The 25052-nt window shown below is 65.8% G+C and carries 24 protein-coding genes; 14 read left to right on the top strand and 10 right to left on the bottom strand.

Features of this window, described 5'->3' with window-relative positions:
• Positions 1-11: 11 nt before the first annotated feature.
• A complete protein-coding gene (locus ASE00_RS01150) occupies positions 12-758 on the bottom strand; it encodes a DsbA family protein (RefSeq protein ID WP_056377079.1) in 747 nt (248 codons plus the stop codon).
• 426 nt (positions 759-1184) lie between these two features.
• On the opposite strand from ASE00_RS01150, the gene ASE00_RS01145 reads away from it, so the two are divergent.
• Positions 1185-2825, top strand: a complete 1641-nt coding sequence (locus tag ASE00_RS01145; protein ID WP_056377076.1) for a glycosyltransferase family 4 protein — start codon at positions 1185-1187, stop codon at positions 2823-2825.
• Positions 2826-2853: 28 nt separating this feature from the next.
• Here the strand turns inward: ASE00_RS01145 and ASE00_RS01140 are convergent, their stop codons facing one another.
• Together ASE00_RS01140 and ASE00_RS01135 are read right to left on the bottom strand one after the other, a co-directional pair.
• On the bottom strand, positions 2854-3540 hold the full coding sequence (locus ASE00_RS01140; RefSeq protein WP_056377074.1) for a thioredoxin domain-containing protein: 687 nt from the start codon (positions 3538-3540) through the stop codon (positions 2854-2856).
• 26 nt (positions 3541-3566) lie between these two features.
• A complete protein-coding gene (locus tag ASE00_RS01135) occupies positions 3567-4148 on the bottom strand; it encodes a DUF721 domain-containing protein (RefSeq protein WP_056377072.1) in 582 nt (193 codons plus the stop codon).
• 14 nt (positions 4149-4162) lie between these two features.
• On the opposite strand from ASE00_RS01135, the gene mutY reads away from it, so the two are divergent.
• Positions 4163-5218 (top strand): A/G-specific adenine glycosylase, encoded by a 1056-nt coding sequence (gene mutY / locus ASE00_RS01130; protein WP_056377070.1) that lies wholly within the window; start codon positions 4163-4165, stop codon positions 5216-5218.
• Positions 5211-6104 (top strand): NAD(+) diphosphatase, encoded by an 894-nt coding sequence (gene nudC / locus ASE00_RS01125; RefSeq protein ID WP_056377068.1) that lies wholly within the window; start codon positions 5211-5213, stop codon positions 6102-6104. Before mutY ends, nudC begins: the two co-directional genes overlap by 8 nt.
• 4 nt (positions 6105-6108) lie before the next feature.
• On the opposite strand, the gene ASE00_RS01120 is transcribed toward nudC, so the two are convergent.
• Positions 6109-7008 carry a prephenate dehydratase gene (locus tag ASE00_RS01120; protein ID WP_056377066.1) on the bottom strand — a complete coding sequence of 300 codons (900 nt, stop codon included), beginning with the start codon at positions 7006-7008 and terminating at the stop codon, positions 6109-6111.
• A gap of 150 nt (positions 7009-7158) precedes the next feature.
• Between ASE00_RS01120 and ASE00_RS01115 the strand changes: the two genes are divergently transcribed.
• The 6 genes from ASE00_RS01115 (at position 7159) to ASE00_RS01090 (ending at position 13737) form a co-directional block, all read left to right on the top strand.
• Positions 7159-7788, top strand: a complete 630-nt coding sequence (locus ASE00_RS01115; RefSeq protein WP_056377064.1) for a c-type cytochrome — start codon at positions 7159-7161, stop codon at positions 7786-7788.
• A 181-nt stretch (positions 7789-7969) separates the two neighbouring features.
• On the top strand, positions 7970-9130 hold the full coding sequence (locus ASE00_RS01110) for a phosphoserine transaminase (RefSeq protein ID WP_056377062.1): 1161 nt from the start codon (positions 7970-7972) through the stop codon (positions 9128-9130).
• 141 nt (positions 9131-9271) lie between these two features.
• A complete protein-coding gene (gene serA, locus ASE00_RS01105) occupies positions 9272-10849 on the top strand; it encodes a phosphoglycerate dehydrogenase (RefSeq protein ID WP_056377061.1) in 1578 nt (525 codons plus the stop codon).
• A 70-nt stretch (positions 10850-10919) separates the two neighbouring features.
• Positions 10920-11315: an endonuclease domain-containing protein gene (locus ASE00_RS01100; protein ID WP_056377059.1), complete on the top strand. Its 396-nt coding sequence runs from the start codon at positions 10920-10922 to the stop codon at positions 11313-11315.
• A 1-nt stretch (position 11316) separates the two neighbouring features.
• Entirely contained in the window at positions 11317-12432 is a 1116-nt protein-coding gene (locus ASE00_RS01095) for an ATP phosphoribosyltransferase regulatory subunit (RefSeq protein ID WP_056377057.1), read from the top strand.
• A gap of 15 nt (positions 12433-12447) precedes the next feature.
• Complete coding sequence (locus ASE00_RS01090; RefSeq protein WP_056377055.1) at positions 12448-13737, top strand: adenylosuccinate synthase; 1290 nt, start codon at positions 12448-12450, stop codon at positions 13735-13737.
• Here ASE00_RS01090 and ASE00_RS01085 read toward each other — a convergent pair.
• The 5 genes from ASE00_RS01085 to uvrB all read right to left on the bottom strand — a co-directional run bounded on the left by ASE00_RS01085 (position 13734) and on the right by uvrB (position 19660).
• Entirely contained in the window at positions 13734-14348 is a 615-nt protein-coding gene (locus ASE00_RS01085; RefSeq protein WP_056377053.1) for a DJ-1/PfpI family protein, read from the bottom strand. The two genes, ASE00_RS01090 and ASE00_RS01085, sit on opposite strands and share 4 nt — an antisense overlap.
• Before the next feature lie 41 nt (positions 14349-14389).
• Entirely contained in the window at positions 14390-15928 is a 1539-nt protein-coding gene (locus tag ASE00_RS01080) for a class I SAM-dependent methyltransferase (protein ID WP_056377050.1), read from the bottom strand.
• A 67-nt stretch (positions 15929-15995) separates the two neighbouring features.
• Positions 15996-16547, bottom strand: coding sequence for a DNA-3-methyladenine glycosylase I (locus ASE00_RS01075; RefSeq protein ID WP_056377048.1), 552 nt, complete (start codon positions 16545-16547; stop codon positions 15996-15998).
• Positions 16544-16984: a DUF1810 domain-containing protein gene (locus ASE00_RS01070; RefSeq protein ID WP_056379167.1), complete on the bottom strand. Its 441-nt coding sequence runs from the start codon at positions 16982-16984 to the stop codon at positions 16544-16546. Before ASE00_RS01070 ends, ASE00_RS01075 begins: the two co-directional genes overlap by 4 nt.
• 492 nt (positions 16985-17476) lie before the next feature.
• A complete protein-coding gene (gene uvrB / locus ASE00_RS01065) occupies positions 17477-19660 on the bottom strand; it encodes an excinuclease ABC subunit UvrB (protein ID WP_056377046.1) in 2184 nt (727 codons plus the stop codon).
• A 56-nt stretch (positions 19661-19716) separates the two neighbouring features.
• Here uvrB and ASE00_RS01060 point away from each other — a divergent pair, with 56 nt between their 5' ends.
• The 5 genes from ASE00_RS01060 to ASE00_RS01040 are packed head-to-tail and all read left to right on the top strand — an operon-like array spanning position 19717 to position 23947.
• Positions 19717-20547 carry a 2OG-Fe(II) oxygenase gene (locus ASE00_RS01060; RefSeq protein ID WP_056377044.1) on the top strand — a complete coding sequence of 277 codons (831 nt, stop codon included), beginning with the start codon at positions 19717-19719 and terminating at the stop codon, positions 20545-20547.
• A 60-nt stretch (positions 20548-20607) separates the two neighbouring features.
• Positions 20608-21060, top strand: coding sequence for a DUF3617 domain-containing protein (locus ASE00_RS01055; protein WP_056377042.1), 453 nt, complete (start codon positions 20608-20610; stop codon positions 21058-21060).
• Positions 21051-21884 carry an arylamine N-acetyltransferase family protein gene (locus ASE00_RS01050; protein WP_056377041.1) on the top strand — a complete coding sequence of 278 codons (834 nt, stop codon included), beginning with the start codon at positions 21051-21053 and terminating at the stop codon, positions 21882-21884. Before ASE00_RS01055 ends, ASE00_RS01050 begins: the two co-directional genes overlap by 10 nt.
• A 13-nt stretch (positions 21885-21897) precedes the next feature.
• Positions 21898-23187, top strand: coding sequence for an MFS transporter (locus ASE00_RS01045; RefSeq protein WP_200957862.1), 1290 nt, complete (start codon positions 21898-21900; stop codon positions 23185-23187).
• A 4-nt stretch (positions 23188-23191) separates the two neighbouring features.
• Complete coding sequence (locus ASE00_RS01040; protein ID WP_056377037.1) at positions 23192-23947, top strand: NRDE family protein; 756 nt, start codon at positions 23192-23194, stop codon at positions 23945-23947.
• Here ASE00_RS01040 and wbjC read toward each other — a convergent pair.
• Positions 23944-25050 carry a UDP-2-acetamido-2,6-beta-L-arabino-hexul-4-ose reductase gene (gene wbjC / locus ASE00_RS01035; protein ID WP_056377034.1) on the bottom strand — a complete coding sequence of 369 codons (1107 nt, stop codon included), beginning with the start codon at positions 25048-25050 and terminating at the stop codon, positions 23944-23946. The two genes, ASE00_RS01040 and wbjC, sit on opposite strands and share 4 nt — an antisense overlap.
• Positions 25051-25052 lie beyond the last annotated feature (2 nt).

Raw genomic sequence — 25052 nt, 5'->3', positions numbered from 1 at the left:
CAAGATCACGCTTACCGGACCTTTTCGCGCAGCTTGGTCTCCAGGCCAGGCCAGTCGTAGACGCCTTCCTGTCTTTCACCGTTGATCAGGAAGTTAGGCGTGCCGTCCACCTTGTCGGTGTTGGCGCCATAGTCGCGAATCTTGAGAAGTTCTGCGAGCGCACCCTTGTCCGCCAGACAGGCCTGGATCCGGTCACCCGGAACGCCATGCGCCTTGAAGAAGTCCTCAAGACCCGAAAGCGCGACGAGCTGGGTGAACTGTTCCTGCTGCGGCAGCGTGCCGAGCGACTGCAGTTTCTTTTCGTCGACCGAGTTGAACTTGCCGACCCAAGTCTCCTGCGTAGCATAAAGCTGTTCGACGAAGGGGAAGAAGGTGTCCGCCCCCTGGCAACGCGCAACGAGCGTCGCGGCGACGTCGAGCGGATTGAGGACAAAGTTACGATATTCCCAGCTCACCTTGCCGGTCTTCACATATTGTTCTTTCAGCGTCGGTGCGCCCGTCTTGGTGAAGTCGCGACAATGCGGACAGGTGATCGAAGCATATTCGACCAGCTTCACCGGCGCGTCGGGATTGCCCATCCGAAATCCGCCCTCGACGGTCTTGACCACCGTCTGGGTCCAGTCCTGGCCGGTATAAGGCGCACCCGGCACCGCCATGGACGCGTTGCCCGCGACATTGGCGCTGTCAGCATCCTTCTTTCCGCAGCTCGAAAGCAGCAAGGCCACACCAATCGCCGCGACGGCAAGCGTCTTCTTCATCACCAAACCATCTCCAAGCAGCACCACGAGCTGTCCGGGACAGTGATAGCCGTGGCGGCGACAGGCGCAAGGGGGACCGCGCCGAAGGACAAACCGCCGTCGGGCGAACAGGTCTTCGGCTTCGCCACCCGTGAATCGCGTCATCAAGGCGCCCGGTCGCGGGCGGCGCCTCTACGCAGACCATAGCGGTTTCGGGCGGTTAAAAAGGTCGGCAGTGGCTGATGGCCAGACTGAGCAAGCGAATGCGGAGCACCTATCGCGGTCCATAGGCCAGCAGCGCTTATGGACATGCCGTTGAAGGGTGATAGTAGCTCGCTTCACTCAGCCCGAGGTCACGCCCTGGGCGGACATGAAACGCAGGGATGACGACAGCATGACCAGGGCCGCGCTGCGCGAACATATTCCCTTCATGCGCATGGCACGCTGATGGCCGCCGCAATCCAGTTCGACCCCGACGCCTACATCCTGGAGGGTCGCCCGCTCGTCGGGCGGCGAGCCGCAGGCGCCGCCTTTCTGCGCGCGGCGGTGGAGGGCTGCAACGGCGAGCCGATAGTCAGCTATGCTGGACGCAAACGCGACGCCCAACTGCTGACCGAGGTCGTGCGCCATATCGACCCCGATGCGAGGACCGAGTGGATTCCGGTCAACCGCTTCGACGAGCTAGAGAAATGCGGCACCCTGTTCCGCGCCGATCCCGCGCTGGCCTCCAGCGCCCGGCTGCGGCTTCGTCAGGGTATGGCGCGATACAGCCTGTGCGGCATCACCCACACATTGTCATCGGCCCGGGCGCTGAACATGATTGGCAGCGTGGTTACCGAACCGTTGATGCCATGGGACGCGGTCATCTGCACTTCGTCCGCGGCGCTTGGGGTAGTGAAGGCCACGCTGGCGGCGACACTCGATTATCAGCGCTGGCGGCTGGGGATCGACGCGCTGCCAGAAATGCCGATGTTCCCAGTCATTCCGCTCGGCGTGCATTGCCGTGACCTCGCCCCGTCGGAAGCGGCGCGGCATGCGGCGCGCGAACGGCTCGGGCTCGCCGAAGACGAAGTCGCGATCCTGTTCGCAGGACGGCTGTCGCTGTCGACCAAGGCGCATCCCTATCAGATGTACGATGCGGTCCGGATCGCCGCCGAGCACAGCGGCAAGCGCGCCGTGCTGATCCAGGCGGGCCAGTTCTTCAACGCGTCGGCCGCCGAGGCGATACGCGACGCCACGGAGAATTACTGCTCCGGCGTCCGGGCGATCTTCGCCGACGGCGCCGACGCCGCGCTCTATGCCGCGGCCTTTGCCGGCGCGGACCTGTTCCTGTCACTATCCGACAGCATCCAGGAGACCTTCGGGATCACCCCGGTCGAGGCGATGGCAGCCGGCCTGCCGGTGATCGTCAGCGATTGGAACGGCTATCGCGACACCGTCCGCGACGGCACCGATGGCTTCCGGATCCCCACCCACGCGCCGGCGCCGGGCGTCGGCAGGCGAATCGCCGCGAATTATGAGATGGACGAGAATTACGAACTCTACTGCGCACGCGCCAGCGCGGTCGTCTCGATGGACATGGCGAGCCTGACCGCACGCCTGGCCGACCTGATCGGCGACCCGGCGCTCCGCCGGAGGATGGGCGAAGCGGGTCGCGCCCGGGCGCTTGCGGACTATGACTGGGCCGTCGTCTATCGCCGCTATCGCGAGCTGTGGGCGGAAATGGACGCCCGCCGTGGCCACGCCCGCACCAATGGCGCGCGGCAGCTGGCAAAGCCTCCCGGCGCGTTTCCGTCGCAGGAAGACCCGTTCCATATCTTCGCCCATTATCCGACCCAGACGATCGGCCCCAAGACTGTCGTCCGCGCCGCGCCGGGTGCGACGCTGGCAGCCTATGAAAGGCTGTCGGCGGATCCGATTTTTGAGACCGCGCGCTTCCCGGCGGACGTCGCGGGACGCATAATCGCCGAGACGGCGGAAGCTTTGCCGATAAGCGAACTGGCGCGCAGGATCGGACGAGATGCCAGCATCGTCATCGAAATGACAGGCAGACTGGCAAAAATGAACCTGCTGATCTTCGGCGAGTGAGCGACGGCTGAAACCGCCGCGTCCGGGGTTAGCGGAGGGCCGCCTTGATCAGAGGCTCCAGTTCAGCCCAGTCGTGAACCGATTCCTGACGCTTGCCATTGATGATGATGAACGGCGTGCCGGGAATCTTATCGCGCTGCCAGCTATTGCCGGCCATCTGGGTCAACTGATCCTTGGCCTTTGCGTCGGCCATGCAGGCGGAAAAGGCCGATGGGCTCATGCCCTGCGCCGCGAAGAAGCTGTCGAAGCCCGCGGAACGGGCCGCCGCCACCATCTTCTGATCGGGGGACATCGCGTCGAAACCCTCGACATTCTTGACGTTCACGCCCTTCCCCATCCAGTCAGACTGGGTCGCGAACAGGGCCTCGATCGAACCGAGATATTGCGCCGGCGGTGCGCAGCGCAGGAGCAGCGACGCCGCGAAATCATAGCCGTCGCGCACCGCATGGCGCACCTCGAGGCTCACGAGCCCCTTGGCGATATAGTCGCGCCGCAGCGGGGGCAGCGCTGAGGCAGAGAGATCGGCGCAATGCGAACAGGTCAGCGACAGATATTCGACCATCTTCACCTTCGCCGCCGGATTGCCGATGACGATCGCGCCCTCGGCTGTCCGGTGCGCCGTCGTGAGCCAGTTGGCATGGGCCGGCACGGCCTTGGCGGCAGCTTTCTTCGGGGTCGCCGCCATCGCGGCGGTCGGCACGGCCAGGGCGAGCATGAGCGCTGCCCCTGCAAACGGGAATCTCACCTGTCACCATCTCCGGACATGAGGATCGGCGCGCCCGTCGTCGCCACCAGCGCACCGGCAAGCGATTCGAGACAGGCGCGCAGTTCGGGATCGGCCACGGTGCGCAGGCTGTCGCCCAGATCGACCGGCACCGGTTTGAGCGAGGGCGGCGCCACGCGCGAAACGGGTGCAGGCGCGGCGCAGGTCCCCTGGCGGATGACGATGCGCGCGACCGCCGAATAGCCGAAGAAGCGATTGACCCGTTCGATGATGGTCGGCGCGACATGCTGCAGCATCGTGCCATGCGCGCCTTCGACGAGCAGGGTCAGCACCCCGTCGGCGCGCGCGCCCTGTGGGAAGCGGATCGATTCGGGCACCGACAGCTTGGCATAGCGTTCGCCGACGATCTCCGGCCAGCGGCTGACCACCGAGCTTTGCACGAATCCGAAGCGGCGGAAGGCCGCGCGGCCGACATCGGGCAGCATGTCCGCCACCGAACGCGCACTGCCGCCGCGCCGGCGCGGTTCGGGCGCCGGCTTTGCGGCTTTGGCCGAAGTGATTTTCTTGGGTTTGCCCGTATCGCTCATCACCGCCTTCATGCCATAGGCGCCCCATGCGCGTCGATGCCGTAGCTGAAAATTTGCTTGCCTGGTACGACAAGCACCGCCGCCGCCTGCCCTGGCGCGCCGAACCGGGCGCCCCGCCCGCCGATCCCTACCGCGTCTGGCTGTCGGAGATCATGCTCCAGCAAACCACGGTCGCGGCGGTGAAACCCTATTTCGAGCGGTTTACGACCCGCTGGCCGACCGTCGCCGATCTGGCGGCAGCCGACGACGCAGAGGTGATGACCGCCTGGGCGGGGCTCGGCTATTATGCCCGCGCCCGCAATCTGATCGCCTGCGCGCGCGCCGTCGTCAGCGATCATGGCGGGCGCTTTCCCGACGCCGAAGCGGCGTTGCGCACCCTGCCCGGCGTCGGCGATTACAGCGCCGCCGCCGTCGCGGCGATCGCCTTCGGCCACCGCGCGGTGGTGGTCGACGCCAATGTCGAGCGCGTCGTCAGCCGGCTGTTCGCCTTCTCCGAACCGCTGCCGCAGGCCCGCCCGGCGCTCCGGACGCTGGTCGACCGCGTGACCCCAGACGATCGCGCGGGCGATTTCGCCCAGGCGATGATGGATCTCGGCTCCGGCATCTGCAGCGCGCGCGCGCTGCAATGCCTGATCTGCCCGTTGAGCGCCGGTTGCGCCGCGCGCGAAGCCGGCACGCCCGAAGCCTGGCCGGTCAAGACGGCCAAGCGCGCCAAGCCGCAGCGGCGCGGCACAGCCTATTGGATCGAGCGCGACGGCAGGGTCTGGCTGATCCGCCGCCCGGCCAAAGGCCTGCTCGGCGGGATGCGCGCCTTGCCGAGCGGGCCGTGGCAGGACGAGGATCCCGGGCTCGCCGATGCGCCCGCAGCCGCGGACTGGCGCGATGCGGGGACGGTCGCACATGTCTTCACCCATTTCGCGCTGGACCTGCGGGTGATGACCGCAAGGCTCGCTCATGCCGGCGATGACGGCGAATGGTGGCCGATCGATCGGATCGAGGAGGCGGGCCTGCCCACCCTCTTCGCACGCGCCGCCGCCCGCGCTATCGCCACGCGGGACTCGACAGGAAAAGATGATGGCTGACATTCCCACCCCCGGTTTCACGGGTTCCCCGCTCGTCCGGATCGACATCGAACGCGACAACCGCGCCTATTTCGATCAGCAACTCGGCAGCCTTTCGGCCCGGCTGCTCCGGCTCGACGGGCTGACGCCGCAGGTCACCGACGATGGCCGGCTGAGCTGGGGATCGCTGGCGGAAGCCGATCCCGAGGCGGACCTGGCGCTGCTCGGCCTGCTCGACGGCAAGCCGCGATTCGTGTCGCTGGCCCGGGTCGACGAGGACCCGGCGCAGCGCAACGCGGCGATGAACACCGCGCTGACGATGCTCGAGCGCGAGGAAGCCGCGACCTATGCCGCGGCGCGCTGCCTGGTCGACTGGCATAGCCGCCATGCCTATTGCGCGCGTTGCGGACAGCCGAGCCGGGTCTTCCGCTCGGGCTGGGCGCGTCAATGCGCCCGCGAGACCGGCGGCTGCGGCACCGAGCATTTCCCGCGCACCGATCCCGTCGTGATCATGCTCGCCGAATATGAGGGCCGTGTCCTGGTCGGCCGCCAGCATCGCTGGCCGAAGGGCCGCTATTCGGCGCTGGCCGGCTTCATCGAAGTCGGCGAATCGATCGAGGAAGCCGTGGCGCGCGAGTTGCACGAGGAAGCCGGCGTGGTCGTCAGCGACGTCCGCTATGTCGCCAGCCAGCCCTGGCCCTTCCCGTCGCAATTGATGATCGCCTGTATCGCCCGCGCCGAGAGCAGCGAGATCAGCCTCGACGCGAACGAACTGGAACATGCGCTATGGGCGACCCGCGACGACATACGCGCCGCGCTGGAGGCATCCGACGACGCGCCGTTCCTGGCCCCGCCGCCCTATGCTATCGCCCACACGTTGCTGAGCACGTGGCTTAGCGAAGGCTGACGGCTCAGCCGATGATCCGCTCGCGCGCCTGGGGATAGGTTCCGAGCAACCGCACCCATTTGGTGTGGAAGGCCAGTTCCTCGAGCGCGCGCCGGACATGCGGTTCATCTGGGTGCCCCTCGATATCCGCGTAGAATTCGGTCGCCGCGAAGCTCGCGCCGCGCTGGTAGCTTTCCAGCTTGGTCATGTTGACGCCGTTGGTCGCGAAGCCGCCCAGCGCCTTATAGAGCGCCGCCGGGATATTCTTCACCTCGAAGATGAAGGTCGTCATCACCGACACGCTGCCGAGCGGCACCTCCTGCGCCTCGCGAGCCAGCACAACGAAACGGGTGGTATTGTCGGCACCGTCGGAAAGATCGTCCTTGACCACTTTCAGGCCATATATGCCCGCCGCGATCGACGGCGCCAGAGCCGCGACATGCGGATCACCGGCTTCCGCCACCGCCGCCGCCGCCCCGGCGGTATCGGGATAGGAGATCGGCGTGATGCCGTTGGCGCGCAGATAGTGGCGGCACTGGCCCAGCGCCTGCGGATGGCTCATCACCTGTGTGATCTGGCCATGATGGGGCAGGGCCATCATCGTGTGACGGATATGCATAAAATGCTCGCCGATGATCACCAGACCCGACTCGGGGAGCAGGAAATGCATGTCGGCCACCCGGCCATGAAGCGAATTCTCGATCGGGATCACCGCGTGATCGGCACGGAAATCGCGGACCGCGTCGAGGGCGTCCTCGAAACTGAAGCAGGGCAGCGGCAGACCGTTGGGAAAGGTCTCCAGTGCCGCGAGATGCGAATTGGCGCCCGGCGCCCCCTGAAACGCCACCGCGCGGGCCGGATCGGCGGCACAAGCGGCTGACATTTCGGCGACGAGCGCCTGGGCGGGAGCGGGATAGTTCTGCATGACGCGCAGCCGATTAGGCGGCCCTCACCCGCACCGCAACATATTCCAGCGTTGGAACGCTTGCGGAGGCCCCGAACCGATTCTAAAGGGGGCGCGATTTCGGCGTGGGTTTCCATCCCCCCACGTAACCAACGGGAGCTTTAGGGGCACATGGACGATCGCGCTAACACGATTGCAGGCTGGGCGCTGGCGGGTGGCATTGCCGCCCTTGGCCTCTCGATCCTCAGCGGCGAATATTTCCACTCCGAACGCCCGGAAAAGATGGGCTATGTCGTCGAGGGTGTCGAAGAAGAGGGCGAAGGCGGCGCTGCTGCCGAAGCCGAGAAGCCGATCGCTTTCTATCTGGCGAGCGCGGATGCTGCGAAGGGCGCGGACGTCTTCAAGAAGTGCGCCGCCTGCCACAACGCCGAGAAGGGCGGCCCGAACGCACTGGGCCCGAATCTGTGGGGCGTGCTGGGCGAGCCGGTCGGCCAGGGCGCGCATGGCTTCGCCTTCTCCGACGCGCTCAAGTCCAAGGGCGGCACCTGGGACTGGCAGAATCTGAGCGACTGGCTGCACAGCCCGAAGAAGTTTGCGCCGGGCACCAAGATGACCTTTGCGGGCATCTCCAAGCCTGAGGATCGCGCGAACGTCATCGCCTATCTCAACCAGCAGAGCGATGCGCCGCGGCCGATGCCGGCGGTGCCCGCCGAAGCCGCTGCCGCTCCGGCGGAAGGTGCCGCTGCGGCCGACAACGCCGCCGCACCTGCCGATGGCAATGCAGCTGCGCCAGCCGAGTAAGCTGGCAGCACAACCGAACTATAACGGCCCTGGAGCGGAGCTCCGGGGCCTTTTTCTTTCCTCCCCGGCACGGGGAGGAATTATTTTGATCCGTCATTGACTTGCCGCAATCCATCTCTAGAGACGGCGGCGGGCCACGCTGTCCCAACGCAGCGCGTGCTCTCTGTGAGGAGAGTCTTAAATGACTGATTTTGAACGCCCGGCGACCAAGCCGGTACGACCCCATTTCTCTTCCGGCCCCTGCGCGAAGCCGCCGGGCTGGGCCCCCGAAAAACTCGCCACCGGTTCGCTCGGACGCTCGCATCGTTCGAAGCTCGGCAAGGCGCGCATCAATCATGCGGTCGACCTGACCCGCGAGATCCTCGGCATCCCCGCCACCCATCGCATCGGCATTGTCCCCGGATCGGACACCGGCGCGGTCGAGATGGCGCTGTGGAGCATGCTCGGCGCCCGCAAGGCGACGATGGTTGCCTGGGAGAGCTTCGGTGAGGGTTGGGTCACCGATGTCGTCAAGCAGCTGAAGATCGAAGCCGATGTCGTGAAGGCGCCCTATGGCACCCTGCCCGACCTGACCGCGCTCGATCAGTCGACCGATATCGTCTTCACCTGGAACGGCACCACCTCGGGCGTCCGCGTCCCCAATGGCGACTGGATCCGGGACGACCGCGAGGGCCTGACCATCGCCGACGCGACCTCGGCCTGCTTCGCCATGGACATGCCGTGGGACAAGCTCGATGTCGTCACCTTCTCCTGGCAGAAGGTGCTGGGCGGCGAAGGCGCGCACGGCATCCTCGTCCTTGGCCCCCGCGCGGTCGAGCGGCTGGAAAGCTATGTGCCCGCATGGCCGCTGCCCAAGATCTTCCGGATGACCAAGGGCGGCAAGCTGATCGAAGGCATCTTCAAGGGTGAGACGATCAACACGCCGTCGATGCTGGCGATCGAGGATTATATCCACAGCCTCGAATGGGCGAAACAGATCGGCGGCCTGCCCGCATTGATCGCGCGCGCCGACGCCAACGCAGCCGCGCTCGACGCCTGGGTGCAGAAGACCGACTGGATCGATCATCTCGCCACCGATCCGGCGTCGCGGTCGAACACTTCGGTGTGCCTGAAGTTTGCGCCCCACGCGGTCGAGGGTCTCGATGACGAAGCGCAGCTCGCGCTCGTCAAGAAGATCGCCGGCGCGCTGGAGCTGGAAGACGCAGCTTATGACGTCGCCGGCTATCGCGACGCCCCTCCGGGCCTGCGGGTCTGGTGCGGCGGCACCGTCGAGACCGCCGACATTGAAGCGCTCGGCCCCTGGCTCGACTGGGCCTGGTCGCAGGCCCGCGTCCCGGCCTGACGGCCCTCCCCTTTCCTACTCCACGTCATTCCCGCGAAGGCGGGAATCCATAACCTCCGAACCGCAAGAGGTTCGAGCTTGAGAGAATATGGATCCCCGCCTCCGCGGGGATGACGACTTCAGAACTAAGGATAGATTTTCATGCCCAAGGTACTGATTTCCGACAAGATGGATCCGCTCGCCGCCCAGATCTTCCGCAACCGCGGGGTCGAGGTCGACGAGATCACCGGCAAGACCAAGGACGAGCTGATCGCGATGATCGGCCAGTATGACGGCCTCGCCATCCGCTCCTCGACCAAAGTCACCAAGGAAGTTCTCGAAGCCGCGACCAACCTGAAGGTCGTCGGCCGCGCCGGGATCGGCGTCGACAATGTCGACATCCCCGCCGCCTCGGCCAAGGGCGTCGTGGTGATGAACACTCCGTTCGGCAACTCGATCACCACCGCCGAGCACGCCATCGCGCTGATGTTCGCCCTCGCCCGCGACCTGCCGGAGGCCGATAAGTCGACTCAGGCCGGCAAGTGGGAGAAGAACCGCTTCATGGGCGTCGAGGTCACCAACAAGACCCTCGGCCTGATCGGCGCCGGCAATATCGGTTCGATCGTCGCCGATCGCGCGATCGGCCTGCGCATGAAGGTCGTCGCTTTCGATCCCTTCCTGACGCCTGAGCGCGCCGTCGAGATGGGCGTCGAGAAGGTCACGCTGGACGAACTGCTCGCCCGCGCCGACTTCATCACGCTGCACACGCCGCTGACCGAATCGACCAAGAACATCCTGTCGAAGGAAAATCTGGCCAAGACCAAGAAGGGCGTTCGCATCGTCAACTGCGCGCGCGGCGGCCTGATTGACGAAGCGGCGCTCAAGGCGGCGCTCGACAGCGGCCATGTCGCGGGCGCGGCGCTGGACGTCTTCGTTACCGAACCGGCGACCGAATCACCGCTGTTCGGCACCCCGGGCTTCATCTCCACCCCGCACCTCGGCGCGTCGACCAACGAAGCGCAGGTCAACGTCGCGATCCAGGTCGCCGAGCAGATGGCCGACTTCCTGATGTCGGGCGGCGTCACCAACGCGCTGAACATGCCCTCGCTGTCGGCTGAGGAAGCCCCGAAGCTGAAGCCCTACATGGCGCTGGCCGAGCATCTCGGCGCGCTGGTCGGCCAGCTCGAGGGCGACGCGATCAAGGCGGTCGCGATCGAGGTCGAGGGCGCTGCCGCCGAACTCAACCAGAAGCCGATCACCGGCGCAGTGCTCGCGGGCCTGATGCGCGTCTATTCGGACACGGTGAACATGGTCAACGCGCCCTTCCTGGCCAAGGAGCGCGGCCTCGACGTGCGCGAAGTGCGCCATGACCGCGAGGGCGACTATTCGACTCTGGTCCGCGTCACCGTCACTACCGCCGAGGGCGCGAAGTCGGTTGCCGGCACGCTGTTCGCCAATGCCGAACCGCGCCTCGTCGAAATCTATGGCGTGAAGGTCGAGGCCGATCTGACCGGCGACATGCTCTACATCGTCAACGTCGATGCGCCCGGCTTCATCGGCCGCCTCGGCTCGGCGCTGGGCGAGGCCGGTGTCAACATCGGTACTTTCCATCTCGGCCGCCGCACCGCGGGTGGCGAAGCGGTGCTGCTGCTGTCGCTCGACACGCCGGTCGACAACGAACTCAAGGCGAAGATCGCCAAGCTGCCCGGCGTGAAGACCGCCAAGGCGCTGAGCTTCTGAGCGTAGCGAAAGACCTCCTCTCCCCTCTGGGGAGAGGTCGGGAGAGGGGCAGAGCAGGAGGCTGGGCGGTATGCCCAAAGTCAACGAACCCTCGAAAGCCCATGCCCGATCGATGCGCGCGGAGCAGACACCGGCCGAAGCCAAGCTCTGGCCGCTGCTCCGCGCTCATCGCTTTTCAGGGATCAAATTCACCCGACAGGTAGTCGTCGCCCCATACATCCTCGATTTCGCTGCCCGATCGAGAAAAATCGCAATCGAAGTCGATGGGGATACACATGCGCGCAGATTGCAGTATGACGCCGCCCGAAACGCTTATCTGGAATCGAGGGGCTACCGAGTGATCCGCTTCACCAATGCGGACGTACTGGACAATATCGAGGGTGTTGCCACGATGATCGAGGCGGCGCTCGCCCTCGCTATGTCTGCCTCTCTCCCCGCCCCCCTCCCCAGAGGGGAGAGGGAGTAAGATGAGCATCGCCCCTGGCCTGTTGCCCGAAGGACTGCGTGATCGCCTGCCCCCGCAGGCGGAGGCGGGGTCGCGCCTGCTGCACCGTGTGGTCGTGGCGATCGGAAAGCACGGCTATGCGCGGGTGTCGCCGCCGCTCGCCGAGTTCGAGGAAGGGCTGGTCGGCCAGCTCAAATCGGGCGGATCGCGCGACCTGTTCCGCTTCGTCGATCCGGTGTCGCAGCGCACGCTCGCGCTCCGCCCGGACATCACCGCGCAGGTCGGCCGCATCGCCGTCAGCCGCATGGGCCATCGGCACCGTCCGCTTCGCCTCGCTTATGGCGGGACGGTGCTGAAGCTGAAGGCGACCCAGCTGCGCCCCGAGCGCGAGCTGACCCAGGCGGGGGCCGAGCTGATCGGTACCGACAGCCTGGCGGCAGTCATCGAGATATTGCGCGTCGCGGTCGAAGCGCTCGAAGTCGCCGGGGTCACCGGGATCACCGTCGATCTGACGCTACCCGACCTCGTCGAGACACTGGCCGCCGGCGCGATGCCGCTGCCCGCCGACAAGATCGACGCGGTGCGCGACATGCTCGACGCCAAGGATGCGGGCGGGCTCGCCGGGCTCGGCGCCGACGCCTATTTGCCTTTCATCGAGGCGGCGGGTCCCGTTGCTCCTGCACTTGCCAAGCTGCGCGCGATCGCGGGCCCCAAGGCACTCGACAAGCGGATCGAAGCGATCGAGGCGATCATCGCGGCGATCGGCGACCGGGTAACGCTGACCCTCGATCCCACCGAGCGGCACGGCTTCGAATATCAGCACTGGATCGGTTTCTCGCTGTTCGGCCAGGGCCTGTCGGGCGAGATCGGCCGTGGCGGCACCTATACGATCGTCCACCCGGGCGGCCGCGAGGAAAAGGCGATCGGCTTCTCGCTGTTCATCGATCCGCTGGTCGACGCGGGGCTAGGCGTGGTCGAGCACAAGCGCGTCTTCCTGCCGCTTGGCACCGATCCGGCACAAGCCGAGCAGCTTCGCGCCGCCAGCTGGATCACCATTGCCGCGCTGTCCGCCGAGGACGATGCCGTGGCGCTGGGCTGCACCCACATCCTGCGCGACGGCCAACCCGCCGCGCTCTGAACGAACGGAATACTGATGGCCAATGTGACCGTGATCGGCGCCCAGTGGGGCGATGAGGGCAAGGGCAAGATCGTCGACTGGCTCGCCGAGCGCGCCGATGTCGTCGTGCGCTTCCAGGGCGGGCACAATGCCGGTCACACGCTGGTCGTCGGCGACCAGGTCTATAAGCTGAGCCTGCTGCCCTCGGGCATCGTGCGCGGCACCCTGTCGGTGATCGGCAATGGCGTGGTGTTCGATCCCTGGCATTTCCGCGATGAGGTCGCCAAGCTCCAGGGCCAGGGCGTCACCATCTCGCCCGAGAATCTTCACCTCGCGGAGACCGCACCGCTGATCCTGCCCTTCCACCGCGATCTCGACGGTCTGCGCGAGGATGCGTCGGGCGCGGGCAAGATCGGCACCACGCGGCGCGGCATCGGCCCGGCCTATGAAGACAAGGTTGGCCGCCGCGCGATCCGCGTTTGCGACCTCGCCCATCTCGATGATCTCGAACTCCAGCTCGACCGCATCTGCGCGCATCATGATGCGCTGCGCGCGGGCTTCGGCGAAAAGCCGATCGACCGCGAGGAGCTGAAGGGACAGCTCGCCGAGATCGCCGACTTCATCCTGCCCTTTGCCAAGCCGGTCTGGCTGACGCTGAACGAAGCGCGCAAGAAGGGCCGCCGCATCCTGTTCGAAGGCGCACAGGGCGTGCTGCTCGACGTCGATCACGGCACCTACCCCTTCGTCACCTCGTCGAACACCATCGCGGGCACCGCATCGGGCGGCTCGGGCCTCGGTCCGTCGGCGGCGGGGTTCGTGCTCGGCATCGTCAAGGCCTACACCACCCGCGTCGGTTCGGGCCCCTTCCCGTCCGAGCTGGAGGACGAAACCGGCCAGCGGCTCGGCGAGCGCGGCCATGAGTTCGGCACGGTCACCGGGCGCAAGCGCCGCTGCGGCTGGTTCGACGCGGTGCTGGTGCGCCAGTCGGCGGCGGTCTCGGGCATCACCGGGGTCGCGCTGACCAAGCTCGACGTGCTCGACGGCTTCGACGAGATCAAGATCTGCACCGGCTACAAGCTCGACGGCAAGATGTACGACTATCTGCCGCCGCATCCGCAGGATCAGGCGCGTGTTGAGCCGATCTACGAGACGATCGAAGGCTGGAGCGAGTCGACCGCGGGCGCGCGTAGCTGGGCGCAGCTTCCGGCGCAGGCGATCAAATATATCCGCCGCGTCGAGGAGCTTATCCAGTGCCCGGTCGCACTGGTCTCGACCAGCCCCGAGCGCGAGGACACGATCCTGGTCCGCGATCCCTTCGCGGACTAATCCGCCGGAGCGGGAGCGAGAAAGGGCGAGATCACGCCCAGCGCGCGATCAATCCACGCCTGTTTCTCGCCCACCGGCGCGACATAATGGAGCGCGGCGGCGGCATCCTCGACCAATGCGCCGCGCGCGATGAGCCAGGCCGCGAGATAGTTTGACGCCAGGCACCCGCCCGCCGTCGCGACATTGCCATGCGCGACGAAGGGCGCGTCGATGACGTCGACGCCCGCTTCGATCACCCAGGGCTTGGTGGTGAGATCGGTACAGGCGGGTAGCGCACCGATCAGGCCGAGCCTGGCGAGCAGCAGCGTCCCCGAACATTGCGCGGCTATCAACTGGCGCGATGGATCGAGCCCGATCCGCGCGAGCATCGCTGGGTCAGCCGCGATCTCGCGGGTGCGGATGCCGCTGCCGATCACCACCGCATCGGCCTCTGCAGCGAACTCGAGCGGCTTCTGCCGCGTGACGGTGACGCCGTTCATCGAGGTGACCGTCTCGCTGGGCGAGGTAATATGCGCCATCCAGCCCTTCGGCCGCATCCGGTTGAGAATGCCCGCCGCGACGAAGCTGTCGAGTTCGTTGAAACCGTCGAAGGTGAGGACCGCGATCTGCATGCCGCAAGGAGAGCAGCTTGCCCGCGCGCTGGCAAGAAATCCTAGGCGAGCGCGCCGATCTTCCGCCAATAGGGTAGCCGGTCGTCGAGGAAAGCCGTGACCGCCCCGGCTATCCGCTGCTCCGCCGCAGCGCCCTTGAGCGGCGTGTCGCCGTCATAGATACGCTGCCCCATGCGCGTCATGCGCTGCACCACCCCTTTGCCCAGCGCGGCAGCGTCGGCCTGCCCCGACGCTTCCAGCCAGCTATCGATCAGCAGCAGGTCGAAATCCTTCACCGCGACCGCCGAGCCCAGCCTGGGCGCGACGATATGGCGATAGGGCGCGCCCCGCGATCCGGCCTGGGCGATAGCGGCATTGAGGCGGTGCGCCGCGCTGTCGTCGGGCTGCTCGGCCCCCACCGCGAGGATGCGCGCCTGCAAAAGGAGCGTCAGGGTCCGTGTCAGCGCCGCCCAGCCATGCTTGCCCACCCCCGGCAAAAGCGCGAGCTGTTCGATCGACTTGGGCCCGGTAGCCAGCGCTGCGAATATCTCGGCACAGGCGGCATAGGCTATCGTCCGAGTGCCGAAAGCGGTCTTGACCACCACCGCCTCGTCGACCGCCGGAGCCGCCACCAGATGAAGCTGGGTCGTCCGGCGAAAATCCTTGGTCGTACTGCGCCGCGGACCCCGGCAGAAGATGTCTCGCCGGAAGGTCTGGTTGATCAATATGTCCTGAAGGTCCTGCCGCAGGCCGGCGTCCGCCTGTCCGGCGATAATCTCCTGCATGGGCGCGGCGAGCAGGTCAGGCAGTTGGGTCTCGCCGATCGTCGCCGTCCCGATATAATCGAGCTTGGCGCGGCGCAGCTCGGCCGCGACCTCCGAATGCCAGAAGAGGTTCCAGCTTTCGTTGAGATATTCCTGGACCTGATAGGTTCTATTCTGTCCCTTCATCGTCTCGATGCGCGACTTCAGGCCCGGCATCACCTTGAACAGCGCGGCGTCGCTTGCGGCCAGCCGTTCGAACAGGCCGATCGTATCGTCGAGCACCGCCGCGCCCGATTTCGGATTGGTCTGCTTGAGCCTGAGCGCAACGTGCTGGAACGGCATCGACCCGAGCCAGCCCGGATGGCTGTTATAGGCGTTATAGACCACCGCGCCGGGCCGGGTTGCGTGCGACAGGCACTGGACGACCGCTTCGCGCACATTGCCGGGAACCCAGCTATAAATGCCGTGCAGCGCGACATAGTCGAACTTGCCGAAATCCGCGGGCCATGCGGCGGCGAGATCGAGGAAGTCGGCTTCGACGAAGCGTATATTGGTCAGGCCCGCATCGCGGACGAGTTCATCGGCATGGGCGATATGCTCTGGGTGGAAATCGACACCGACGAATTCGGCCTGCGGATAGGCGGCGGCGAGCAGGCAGAGCCCGAAGCCCTGCCCCGCCCCAAGCTCCAGATAGCGGAAGGGCGCGGCGGGATCGCGCCGGGGCGGCACATAACCGGCCAGCTCGATGCACAGATCGAGCGATGCCGGCGCCATCGCCGAATAGAAGCCGTGGGTATAGCCTATCGAAACGTCATAACCGTGCGTCCAGTCGCTCATCAAAACCGCCCGTCATGCGTTACGCCTGCCCGAAGCCTAGGAGATGTGGCGGCGCAGGACAATTCGCTCAGCCGGCATGCCTTCGGAAGCAATCGGCGGCATGATCGTTGACGATGCCCACCGCCTGCATCCAGGCATAGACGATCGTCGGCCCGACGAACTTGAACCCACGCTTCTTGAGATCCTTCGATATCCGCGCCGACAGCTCGGTCTGCGCCGGGACATGATGGCCATCGCCGATCAGCGGGACGCCATCGGTGAAGGACCAGCAATAGGCCGCGAAATCTTCACCCGCGTCACGCATCGCCAGAAATATGCGCGCGCCCGCGATCGTCGCCTCGATCTTGGCGCGGGCGCGGACGATGCCGGGATCGGCCATCAGCCGGGCAATATCCGCTTCGTCGAAGCGGGCGACCCTTTCCGGATCGAAGCCGGCGAAGGCGGCGCGAAAAGCCTCGCGCTTGCGCAGGATGATGATCCAGGCGAGCCCCGCCTGGAAGCCTTCGAGCATCAGCATTTCCCACAATATACGCGGGTCACGCTGCGGCACACCCCATTCCGCGTCATGATAGGCGCGCATCAGCGGATCGCCCTCCGCCCAGGAGCAGCGCGCGCTCATGCCCCTGCTCCTGCCCTTTTGAGAAGGTCGAGCGTCGCCGGATCGGGCCGCCCGTCGAACCAGCGGTCCAGCGCGGCTTCGAACAGACGCCCGCCGCCGGCTTGCGCAAAAAGGGTCAGCGATGATCGCAGCTTGAGCGCATCGATGTCGCCGAACACCGTTTCGGCATCGACTTCGGTCAGATCCTGAAGCGCTTCGACACAGGCTCTCAACCGTGCGCCCAGCACCGGATGATCGAGATAGGCGCGGGCTTCATCGAGCGACGCAATCGCATAATATTGCGCCATCGCACTATGGCCGAGCCCCGCCAGCTGGGGAAAGACGAACCACATCCAATGGCCGCGTTTGCGGCCGCGCCCGATCTCGGCGAGTGCGCTACCGAACACCGGAGCCTGCGCAGCCGCGAAACGATCCAGGTCGTAGACAGAAGCCGTCATGATCGCCGCCTGCCCGCTTGTTCGCATCGCTTTACATATCCGTCTGTCGTGACCGTTTCACGTGGAACAAATATGGAACAAATTGGCCAGGCTGGCAATATGGCATTGCGCTTATTTGCGGGTTGAGCGGGACCGCCGGCCGGAAACGGCCGCTTCCGATCCTGCATGTACCGCCGTGATGTCTACCGCCCCCGGTCAACCACGGCCGAAAAGCAACTCAACCAGTTCGATCGGATGATCCGCCACCAGAGCCCGTCCCGCTCCGAACGGGCGCCCCGCGGGACGCTTCGACATAGCGGCTAAGATCATGCCAGTCTTCGCATGTGGGTTGCGTTGAACGCGACCGCGATGGCCCCGTCGCACGGATACGCTCGTGCATATGCTTCCCTCCTGTTACGCCGTCTGTGCGGCTGAACGCAGAATATGCATATCCGACAGCGGCTTGCACGTTCTTTTTGACGTTTACGTTACGGCATTCCGTCCTGAATCGGGTCAGCGGCGCTTCGCGGCCCGCATCTTGCTGTATTTGGTGGTGCGCGTGCCGGGCTTGCCGCCGGTCGCATGGGCCTTCACGGGGGCATGGTGCTCGCCGGGCGGGAGGCCAAGTTCGTCCTGCTCCAACTGGCGGATTTCGTCGCGCAGCCGGCCCGCCTCCTCGAACTCCAGATCGGCGGCGGCGGCGCGCATCTTCGCTTCCAGCTCCTCGATATAGGCGCGCAGATTATGGCCGACGAGATGCGGCCGCTCCTCGAGGCCGGTGTCGACGGTCACCTGATCGCGCGAGGCGAGATGGCCGACGATGTCGGTGATGTTGCGGCGGATCGTCTCCGGCGTGATGCCGTTCGCCTCGTTATAGGCCTGCTGCTTTTCGCGGCGGCGCGCGGTTTCCGCCATCGCGCGCTCCATCGATCCGGTGATGCTGTCGGCATAGAGGATCACCCGCCCGTCGACGTTGCGCGCCGCGCGGCCGATCGTCTGGATCAGCGAGGTTTCGGAGCGCAGGAAGCCTTCCTTGTCGGCGTCGAGGATCGCGACCAGCCCGCATTCGGGAATGTCGAGCCCTTCGCGCAACAGGTTGATGCCGACCAGTACGTCATAGACGCCCAGGCGCAGATCGCGGATAAGCTCGATACGCTCGAGCGTTTCGACGTCCGAATGCATGTAGCGGACCTTGATCCCCGCCTCATGCATATATTCGGTCAGGTCCTCGGCCATTCGCTTGGTCAGCGTGGTGACGAGGCTGCGATAGCCGAGCTTCGCCGTCTCGCGCACCTCGTAGACGAGGTCGTCGACCTGGCTCTCGATCGGGCGCACCTCGACCGGCGGGTCGATCAGTCCGGTCGGGCGGATCACCTGCTCGGTGAAGACGCCGCCGGTCTGCTCCATCTCCCAGTCGCCCGGCGTCGCCGAGACATAGATGGTCTGCGGCCGCATCACCTCCCACTCGGCGAAGCGCAGCGGGCGGTTGTCGATGCACGACGGCAGGCGGAAGCCATATTCGGCCAGCGTGATCTTCCGCCGGTGGTCCCCCCGCGCCATGCCGTTGATCTGGCCGATAGTCTGGTGGCTCTCGTCGACGAACAGCAGCGCGTTTTCCGGCAGATATTCGAACAGGGTGGGCGGCGGTTCGCCGGGCATGCGGCCTGTCAGGAAGCGCGAATAATTCTCGATGCCCGCGCAGCTACCGGTCGCGGCTATCATCTCCAGATCGAAATTGGTGCGCTGCTCCAGCCGCTGCGCTTCCAATAGCTGGCCGCCCTCGACCAGCTCCTTGAGCCGCTCGGTCAGCTCGAAGCGGATCGCCTCCATCGCCTGCTTCATCGTCGGCCCGGGGGTGACATAGTGCGAATTGGCGAAGACGCGGACATGGTCGAGGCTGGCGGCCTTCTTGCCTGTCAGCGGATCGAACTCGACGATCTCCTCGATCTCGTCACCGAAGAATGAGACGCGCCAGGCGCTGTCCTCATAATGCGACGGAAAGATTTCCAGATTCTCGCCGCGTACCCGAAAATTGCCACGCGCGAAGGCGGCGTCGTTGCGCTTGTACTGAAGCGCGACGAGCTTGCGGATGATCTCGCGCTGGTCGACCGTGTCGCCTTTCTTCAGGTCGAAGATCATCGCCGAATAGGTTTCGACCGAGCCGATACCGTAGAGGCACGACACCGACGCGACGATCAGCACATCGTCGCGTTCGAGCAGCGACCGGGTGGCCGAATGGCGCATCCGGTCGATCGCCTCGTTCACCGAGCTTTCCTTCTCGATATAGGTGTCCGACCGCGGCACATAGGCCTCGGGCTGGTAATAGTCGTAATAGCTGACGAAGAATTCGACCGCATTGTCGGGAAAGAATTGCTTGAACTCGCCATAGAGCTGCGCGGCGAGGATCTTGTTCGGCGCGAGCACCAGCGCCGGGCGCTGCAGCTGCTCGACCACCTTGGCCATGGTGAAGGTCTTGCCCGATCCGGTGACGCCCAGCAGCACCTGATCGCGCTCGCCAGCCTGCGCCTGCGCGGCCAGTTCGGCAATCGCGGTAGGCTGATCGCCCGACGGCTGATAGTCCGAGACAAGCTTGAATGCCTTGCCGCCTTCGGTCTTCTCGGGCCGCTCGGGCCGATGGGGCACGAAGGTCTGGCCATTGTCGATGTCGTCGAGGCTGGTGCGGATCTGGATGGTCATGGCGCGCCATATGTAGGATAGAGATTACGGATGTTCACCTTTTATCTTCCTTGCGCATGAGCCTGCTCGTCCTGCACGACAGGGACGGGCGCGCGACCTTCGACGCGGAGCAATGCCGCGCGGCGGGCGCGGCGCTCCACGAAGCCTATGCCGCCGCTGCGCCCTTTCCGCATGTCGTGATCGACGATTTCCTCGACCCCAATCTGCTCCGCGCCATGCTACCCGGCTTTCCGGACAGCGAAGGGCGGCGCTTCTTCGACCGCCACCAGGAACGCTTCAAATATCAGATCGCTCCTGACCAGATCGCCGATCCCGCGCTGCGCGGGTTGCTGTACGAACTCAACGGCCCGGCCATCCTCGCCTTTCTCGAAGCGCTGACCGGGATCGAGGGGCTAGTGCCCGATCCCTATTATATCGGCGGCGGGCTGCACGAAACGCGGACCGGCGGCCATCTCTCGGTCCATGCCGATTTCAACCTGCATGAGCAGATGAAGCTGGAGCGGCGCCTCAACCTGCTCATCTATCTGAACGAGGACTGGCGGGAGGTCTGGGGCGGCGATCTCGAGCTCTGGGGCCGCGACATGCGCGCCTACGAGGTGAAAGTGCCGCCGCTCCTCGGCCGCGCGGTGATCTTCGCCACCGATGCGGACAGCTATCATGGCCATCCCGAGCCCCTCGCTTGCCCGCCCGATCGCAGCCGCCGGTCGATCGCCACCTATTATTACACGGTACCGCGCACCGATGGTCCGGCAAGGACCACCCGTTTCCGGGTCCGCCCCGGCAGCGGCGACCGGTCCGACCGGCGCGTCGCGCTGGACCATTTCATCCAGGACTGGGTGCCGCCCCGCCTCCAACGCTATGCGCGGCGGCTGAACCCTTTCCGCTGACCGGGCTTGAACCGTAACCGCGAGCCGCTAAGGATTCGCCGCGGCGAGGAGAAAAGCCTGATGATCAAATGGACTATGCTTCTTCTGGCCGGCCTGGCGGCGCCCGCCGCAGCCGAGGGATTCGCGACCGGCAAATGGCAGCATGAGACCAGGACGATCAGCGCCGACGTGCCCGGCGTGCCGCAATGGATCGTCAAGATGTTCGCCGGCAACAGCAGCCGCAAGAGCTGCTTCACCCCGCAACAGGCCGCGACCCGGCCGGAGGCGCTGCTGACCCAGGATGACGCCGCGGTCTGCACAAAGCGCAAATTCTCGCTCGCCGGCGGCAAGATCGTCTACGACACCTTCTGCACCAACAAGCGCTTTCCCGAAGGGCTGCTGGTCTCCTCGAAGGGCAGCTACACCGCCGACAGCTACGAGATTTCGACGCTCACGACCGGCACCAAGGGCGGCGAACCGGTCAAGATCGTCACCACCGGCACCGGCCGCCGCACCGCACCGACATGCAAATAAGCGCCCCGATCGACCTCGACGCCTATCTCGCCCGGATCGCGATCGGCGTCGCGCCCGATCCCGATGCGGCGGGGCTGGCCGCCGTGCAGCGCGCGCATCGCCTGGCGATCCCGTTCGAAAATCTCGACGTGCGGCTGGGGCGCGGGATTAGCCTCGATCCCGCCCATGTTTTCGACAAGCTCGTCCACAAGCGGCGTGGCGGCTATTGCTTCGAACAGAACCAGCTGTTCCTGCGCGCGCTGACCGCGATCGGCTTCGATGCCCGCCCCCTGCTCGCCCGCGTCTGGCTGATGGCGACCGACATTCCGCCGCGCACCCACACCCTCAACCTGGTCCGGATCGACGGCGAGGACTGGATCGCCGATGCAGGATTTGGCGGCAGCTATACGCCGCCGATGAAGCTGTTCGACGGATCGCAGGCGACCGCACCCGACGGCGCAGACTTCCGCCTGTCGCTGACCGAGGATCATGGCTGGCTGCTCGAACGGCGCGGCGAACCGGCGCTGACCGATGGGCGCACCACCAGCAAGGACTGGCAGGCGCAATATAGCTTCACGCTGGAGAATGTCGCGGCGATCGATCTGGAGATGTCGAACCACTGGACGTCGACCCGTCCCGATACGCTGTTCACCACCCGGTCGGTCGTCAGCCTGTGCCTGCCCTCAGGCTTCGCTTCACTGGTCGACCGGCATTATACCCGCCACAATGGCGACCAGCATGTCGAAGCCGATATCGAAAGCGCGACCGCCTATCGGCTGCGGCTGAACTTCGTCTTCGGCATCGTCGTCGACGATGTCGAAGCGGGCGGGCTGGGGCTGTTTTAACGGGGATGGATCGATGACCGCCAGCCGACCCCGCAACGCCATCCGCTCGGTGGTCGGCGGATCGCTCGGCAATCTCGTCGAATGGTATGACTGGTATATCTATTCGGCCTTCGCGCTCTATTTCTCGAAAAGCTTCTTCCCCAGCGACGATCCGACCGCGCAACTGCTGTCGACCAGCATCGTCTTCGCCATCGGCTTCCTGATGCGCCCGCTCGGCGGCTGGCTGCTCGGTGCGCTGGCCGACCGCTATGGCCGCAAGAACGCGCTGACCTGGTCGATCACGCTGATGTGCGCCGGATCGCTGATCATCACTTTCGCGCCCACCTATGCGTCGATCGGCATCTGGGCGCCGATCCTGCTCACCGCCGCGCGGATGGCGCAGGGGCTGAGCCTCGGCGGCGAGTTCGGCACCGCGGCGACCTATCTGGTCGAGATCGCCCCGCCAGAGAAGCGCGGTTTCTGGTCGAGCTTCCAATATGTCACGCTGATCGCGGGTCAGTTGCTGGCGCTCGGCCTGCTGCTCCTGCTCCAGTTCGTGTTCCTGACCGAGGCGCAGCTGGAGGCCTGGGGCTGGCGCATCGCCTTCGCGACCGGCGCGATCCTGGCGGTCAGTGTCTTCTGGCTGCGGCGCGGGATCGACGAGACGCCCGACTTCCTCGAAGAGGGCGGCGAGAAGCGCAAGGGCGGGCTGCTGACGCTGATCCGCGAGCAGCCCAAACAGGTGGCGCTGGTGTTCGGCCTGTCGATCGGCAGCAATGTCAGCTTCTACGCCTTCACCACCTATATGCAGAAATATCTGGTCGCGAGCGCGGGCTTCGAAAAGGGGCAGGCGTCGCTGGTCTGCTCGGCCGCGCTGATCTTCTACATCGCCATCCAGCCGATCCTCGGGGCACTGTCGGACAGGATAGGCCGCAAGCCCCTGCTCTACTGGTGCTGGATCGCGGGCGTGCTGGCGACCGTGCCGCTGTTCACCGCGATCGGCGCGGCGCAGAGCATGCTCAGCGCCTTCCTGCTGATCTGCCTTGCCTATCTGATCATCTCCGGGTCGAGCGCGACGAGCGCGGTGGTGAAGGCCGAGCTGTTCCCGCCGCACATCCGCGCGCTTGGCGTCGGCCTGCCTTATGCGGTCAGCCAGGCGATCTTCGGCGGCACCGCGGAATCGGTGGCGCTGGGCTTCAAGGCGGCGGGCATGGAAGCGGCCTTCTTCTGGTATGTCGCCGGCTGCATGGGGGTCGCGCTGGTCACCACCCTGTTCCTGCCCGAGACCCGCTGGCCAGGCGGCAAGCCGAAGCGCGCGGCATAAGGCGATGTGCGTCCTCGCCCTCGCATGGCGCGCGCATCCGCGCTGGAAGCTCGTCGTGGCGGGCAACCGCGACGAATATCATAGCCGCCCCGCCGCCCCGCTCGCGCGGTGGGAGGACCATCGTCATATCCTCGCCGGGCGTGATCTCCAGTCGGGCGGCACCTGGCTCGGCGCGTCGGACGCGGGACGCTTCACCGTCGTCACCAATTTGCGGGGCTACGGCATGCCCGAGGAGGGGCGGCCCTCGCGCGGCGCGCTGGTCACCGGCCTGCTCGACGGCGCCTATCCGGATGCGGTGGCGATCGATGCCTATAATCCGGTCAACCTGATCCACATAGCGGGTGATCAGGCGCGTTTCCTGTCGAACCGTCCTGCCCCCGTCCGCACCAGCCTGTCTCCCGGCCTCTACGGCCTGTCCAACGGCACGCTCGACGAGCCCTGGCCAAAGACGCTGCGGATCAAATCGATCCTGCTCGACTGGCTGACCGGTGACGCCGAACAGCCCGCGCGCCTTTTCGACGGCCTGCGCGAGGAGGTTTTGCCCGACATCGGCATCGACCCGGCCACGGCGTCCGACGTGCCGCAAGAACCCAACCATAGCCCGATCTTCATCCGCAGTCCGGTCTATGGCACCCGGTGCAGCTCGGTCGTGGCGATCGGCGGGGATGGCCGGGGCGTCTTCCTCGAGCGGCGTTTTTCGGCGGAAGGCGACGCGATCGGGGACAGCCGCCTGTCGTTCGACTGGCCACGCGCTTCCTAGACCGGACAGGCGAAGGTATCGGGGCGGGCGCGGTCGAACTGCTCGTTGGCCCAGAGCATGACGATCATCTCGTCATCGCCGATATTGGTGATGTCGTGCGTCCAGCCGGGAATCGTCTCGACGATTTCGGGCCGCTCGCCCTCGCTGGTCCGTTCCACCGTCTCGCCCGTGAGCATGTGTCGGAACCTGAACCGCGCCGTGCCCCGGATGACGAGGAATTTCTCGGTCTTGCTGTGGTGATAATGGCCGCCGCGGGTCACGCCCGGATGCGCGGTGAAATAGGAGAATTGCCCCGAATCCGCGGTCTTGAGCATTTCGACGAAGGTGCCGCGGGGATCGCTGTGCGCCGGGATCGGATAGCCGAAGCTTTCGGGCGGCACATGGCTCATGAAGGTCGCGTACAGCGCGCGGACCAGCCCGGTGCCGACACGTTCGATAACGAGCGTATCGCGGACATCGCGAAAGGCTTCGATCTGTGCTGCCAGATCGCCGACTGTCGTCTGATAGACCGGTTCGACCATGGGAAACGTCACGCCCGGAGCGATTTCCGGCAGGGCCCGCAGCCAGCCATCGATGACGTCGTCGATATAGGCCAGCCGGATTTCGGCGGCGGGATCGTGGATCTCGACCGGCAGGCCGCGCGCGATGCTGTGGCAGAAGGTCGCCACCGCCGAATTATAATATGGCCGGCTCCATTTGCCGAAGACGTTGGGCAACCGGTAGATCGCGACGCCTGCTCCGGTGGCGGCGGCATAATCGGTCAGGTGCGCCTCGGCGGCGCGCTTGCTGGCGCCATAGGGATTGTCGCGCTCCGCCTGGATCGAGGACGCGAAGATCACCGGCAGCGCCCGTCCAGCCGCCATAAGCTGCTCGCATAGCAAGGCCGTGTAGTCGCCGTTGCCGGTCATGAACTCGGCGGGATCTTCCGGCCGGTTTATCCCTGCGAGATGGATCACCGCATCCGCTGCCCGCACCGCATCGCTCAGGTCCGACACAATCGAGGCGCGCGTGATGGGCAGCGCCGTATGATCGGGGTGTTCGTCGATCACCAGGCTCAGATTCCTGCCGATGAAGCCATCGGCCCCGGTGATCAACAGCTTCATGG

Origin of the sequence: Sphingomonas sp. Root710, from assembly GCF_001429065.1 — a bacterium.
Taxonomy (GTDB): domain Bacteria; phylum Pseudomonadota; class Alphaproteobacteria; order Sphingomonadales; family Sphingomonadaceae; genus Rhizorhabdus.
This window is presented reverse-complemented; position numbering and strand designations above follow the sequence as displayed.

Bases quoted from the DNA above. Each gene is read 5' to 3' on its own strand.
- ASE00_RS01135 (WP_056377072.1), bottom strand. From the start codon at position 4,148: ATGAAGGCGGTGATGAGCGATACGGGCAAACCCAAGAAAATCACTTCG.
- ASE00_RS01115 (WP_056377064.1), top strand. From the start codon at position 7,159: ATGGACGATCGCGCTAACACGATTGCAGGCTGGGCGCTGGCGGGTGGC.
- ASE00_RS01060 (WP_056377044.1), top strand. From the start codon at position 19,717: ATGAGCCTGCTCGTCCTGCACGACAGGGACGGGCGCGCGACCTTCGAC.
- ASE00_RS01050 (WP_056377041.1), top strand. From the start codon at position 21,051: ATGCAAATAAGCGCCCCGATCGACCTCGACGCCTATCTCGCCCGGATC.
- ASE00_RS01075 (WP_056377048.1), bottom strand. From the start codon at position 16,547: ATGAGCGCGCGCTGCTCCTGGGCGGAGGGCGATCCGCTGATGCGCGCC.
- ASE00_RS01100 (WP_056377059.1), top strand. From the start codon at position 10,920: ATGCCCAAAGTCAACGAACCCTCGAAAGCCCATGCCCGATCGATGCGC.
- ASE00_RS01145 (WP_056377076.1), top strand. From the start codon at position 1,185: ATGGCCGCCGCAATCCAGTTCGACCCCGACGCCTACATCCTGGAGGGT.
- ASE00_RS01045 (WP_200957862.1), top strand. From the start codon at position 21,898: ATGACCGCCAGCCGACCCCGCAACGCCATCCGCTCGGTGGTCGGCGGA.
- serA (WP_056377061.1), top strand. From the start codon at position 9,272: ATGCCCAAGGTACTGATTTCCGACAAGATGGATCCGCTCGCCGCCCAG.
- mutY (WP_056377070.1), top strand. From the start codon at position 4,163: ATGCGCGTCGATGCCGTAGCTGAAAATTTGCTTGCCTGGTACGACAAG.
- ASE00_RS01120 (WP_056377066.1), bottom strand. From the start codon at position 7,008: ATGCAGAACTATCCCGCTCCCGCCCAGGCGCTCGTCGCCGAAATGTCA.
- ASE00_RS01110 (WP_056377062.1), top strand. From the start codon at position 7,970: ATGACTGATTTTGAACGCCCGGCGACCAAGCCGGTACGACCCCATTTC.
- ASE00_RS01055 (WP_056377042.1), top strand. From the start codon at position 20,608: ATGATCAAATGGACTATGCTTCTTCTGGCCGGCCTGGCGGCGCCCGCC.
- ASE00_RS01090 (WP_056377055.1), top strand. From the start codon at position 12,448: ATGGCCAATGTGACCGTGATCGGCGCCCAGTGGGGCGATGAGGGCAAG.
- nudC (WP_056377068.1), top strand. From the start codon at position 5,211: ATGGCTGACATTCCCACCCCCGGTTTCACGGGTTCCCCGCTCGTCCGG.
- uvrB (WP_056377046.1), bottom strand. From the start codon at position 19,660: ATGACCATCCAGATCCGCACCAGCCTCGACGACATCGACAATGGCCAG.
- ASE00_RS01095 (WP_056377057.1), top strand. From the start codon at position 11,317: ATGAGCATCGCCCCTGGCCTGTTGCCCGAAGGACTGCGTGATCGCCTG.
- ASE00_RS01070 (WP_056379167.1), bottom strand. From the start codon at position 16,984: ATGACGGCTTCTGTCTACGACCTGGATCGTTTCGCGGCTGCGCAGGCT.
- ASE00_RS01085 (WP_056377053.1), bottom strand. From the start codon at position 14,348: ATGCAGATCGCGGTCCTCACCTTCGACGGTTTCAACGAACTCGACAGC.
- ASE00_RS01150 (WP_056377079.1), bottom strand. From the start codon at position 758: ATGAAGAAGACGCTTGCCGTCGCGGCGATTGGTGTGGCCTTGCTGCTT.
- ASE00_RS01040 (WP_056377037.1), top strand. From the start codon at position 23,192: ATGTGCGTCCTCGCCCTCGCATGGCGCGCGCATCCGCGCTGGAAGCTC.
- ASE00_RS01080 (WP_056377050.1), bottom strand. From the start codon at position 15,928: ATGAGCGACTGGACGCACGGTTATGACGTTTCGATAGGCTATACCCAC.
- wbjC (WP_056377034.1), bottom strand. From the start codon at position 25,050: ATGAAGCTGTTGATCACCGGGGCCGATGGCTTCATCGGCAGGAATCTG.
- ASE00_RS01140 (WP_056377074.1), bottom strand. From the start codon at position 3,540: ATGCTCGCCCTGGCCGTGCCGACCGCCGCGATGGCGGCGACCCCGAAG.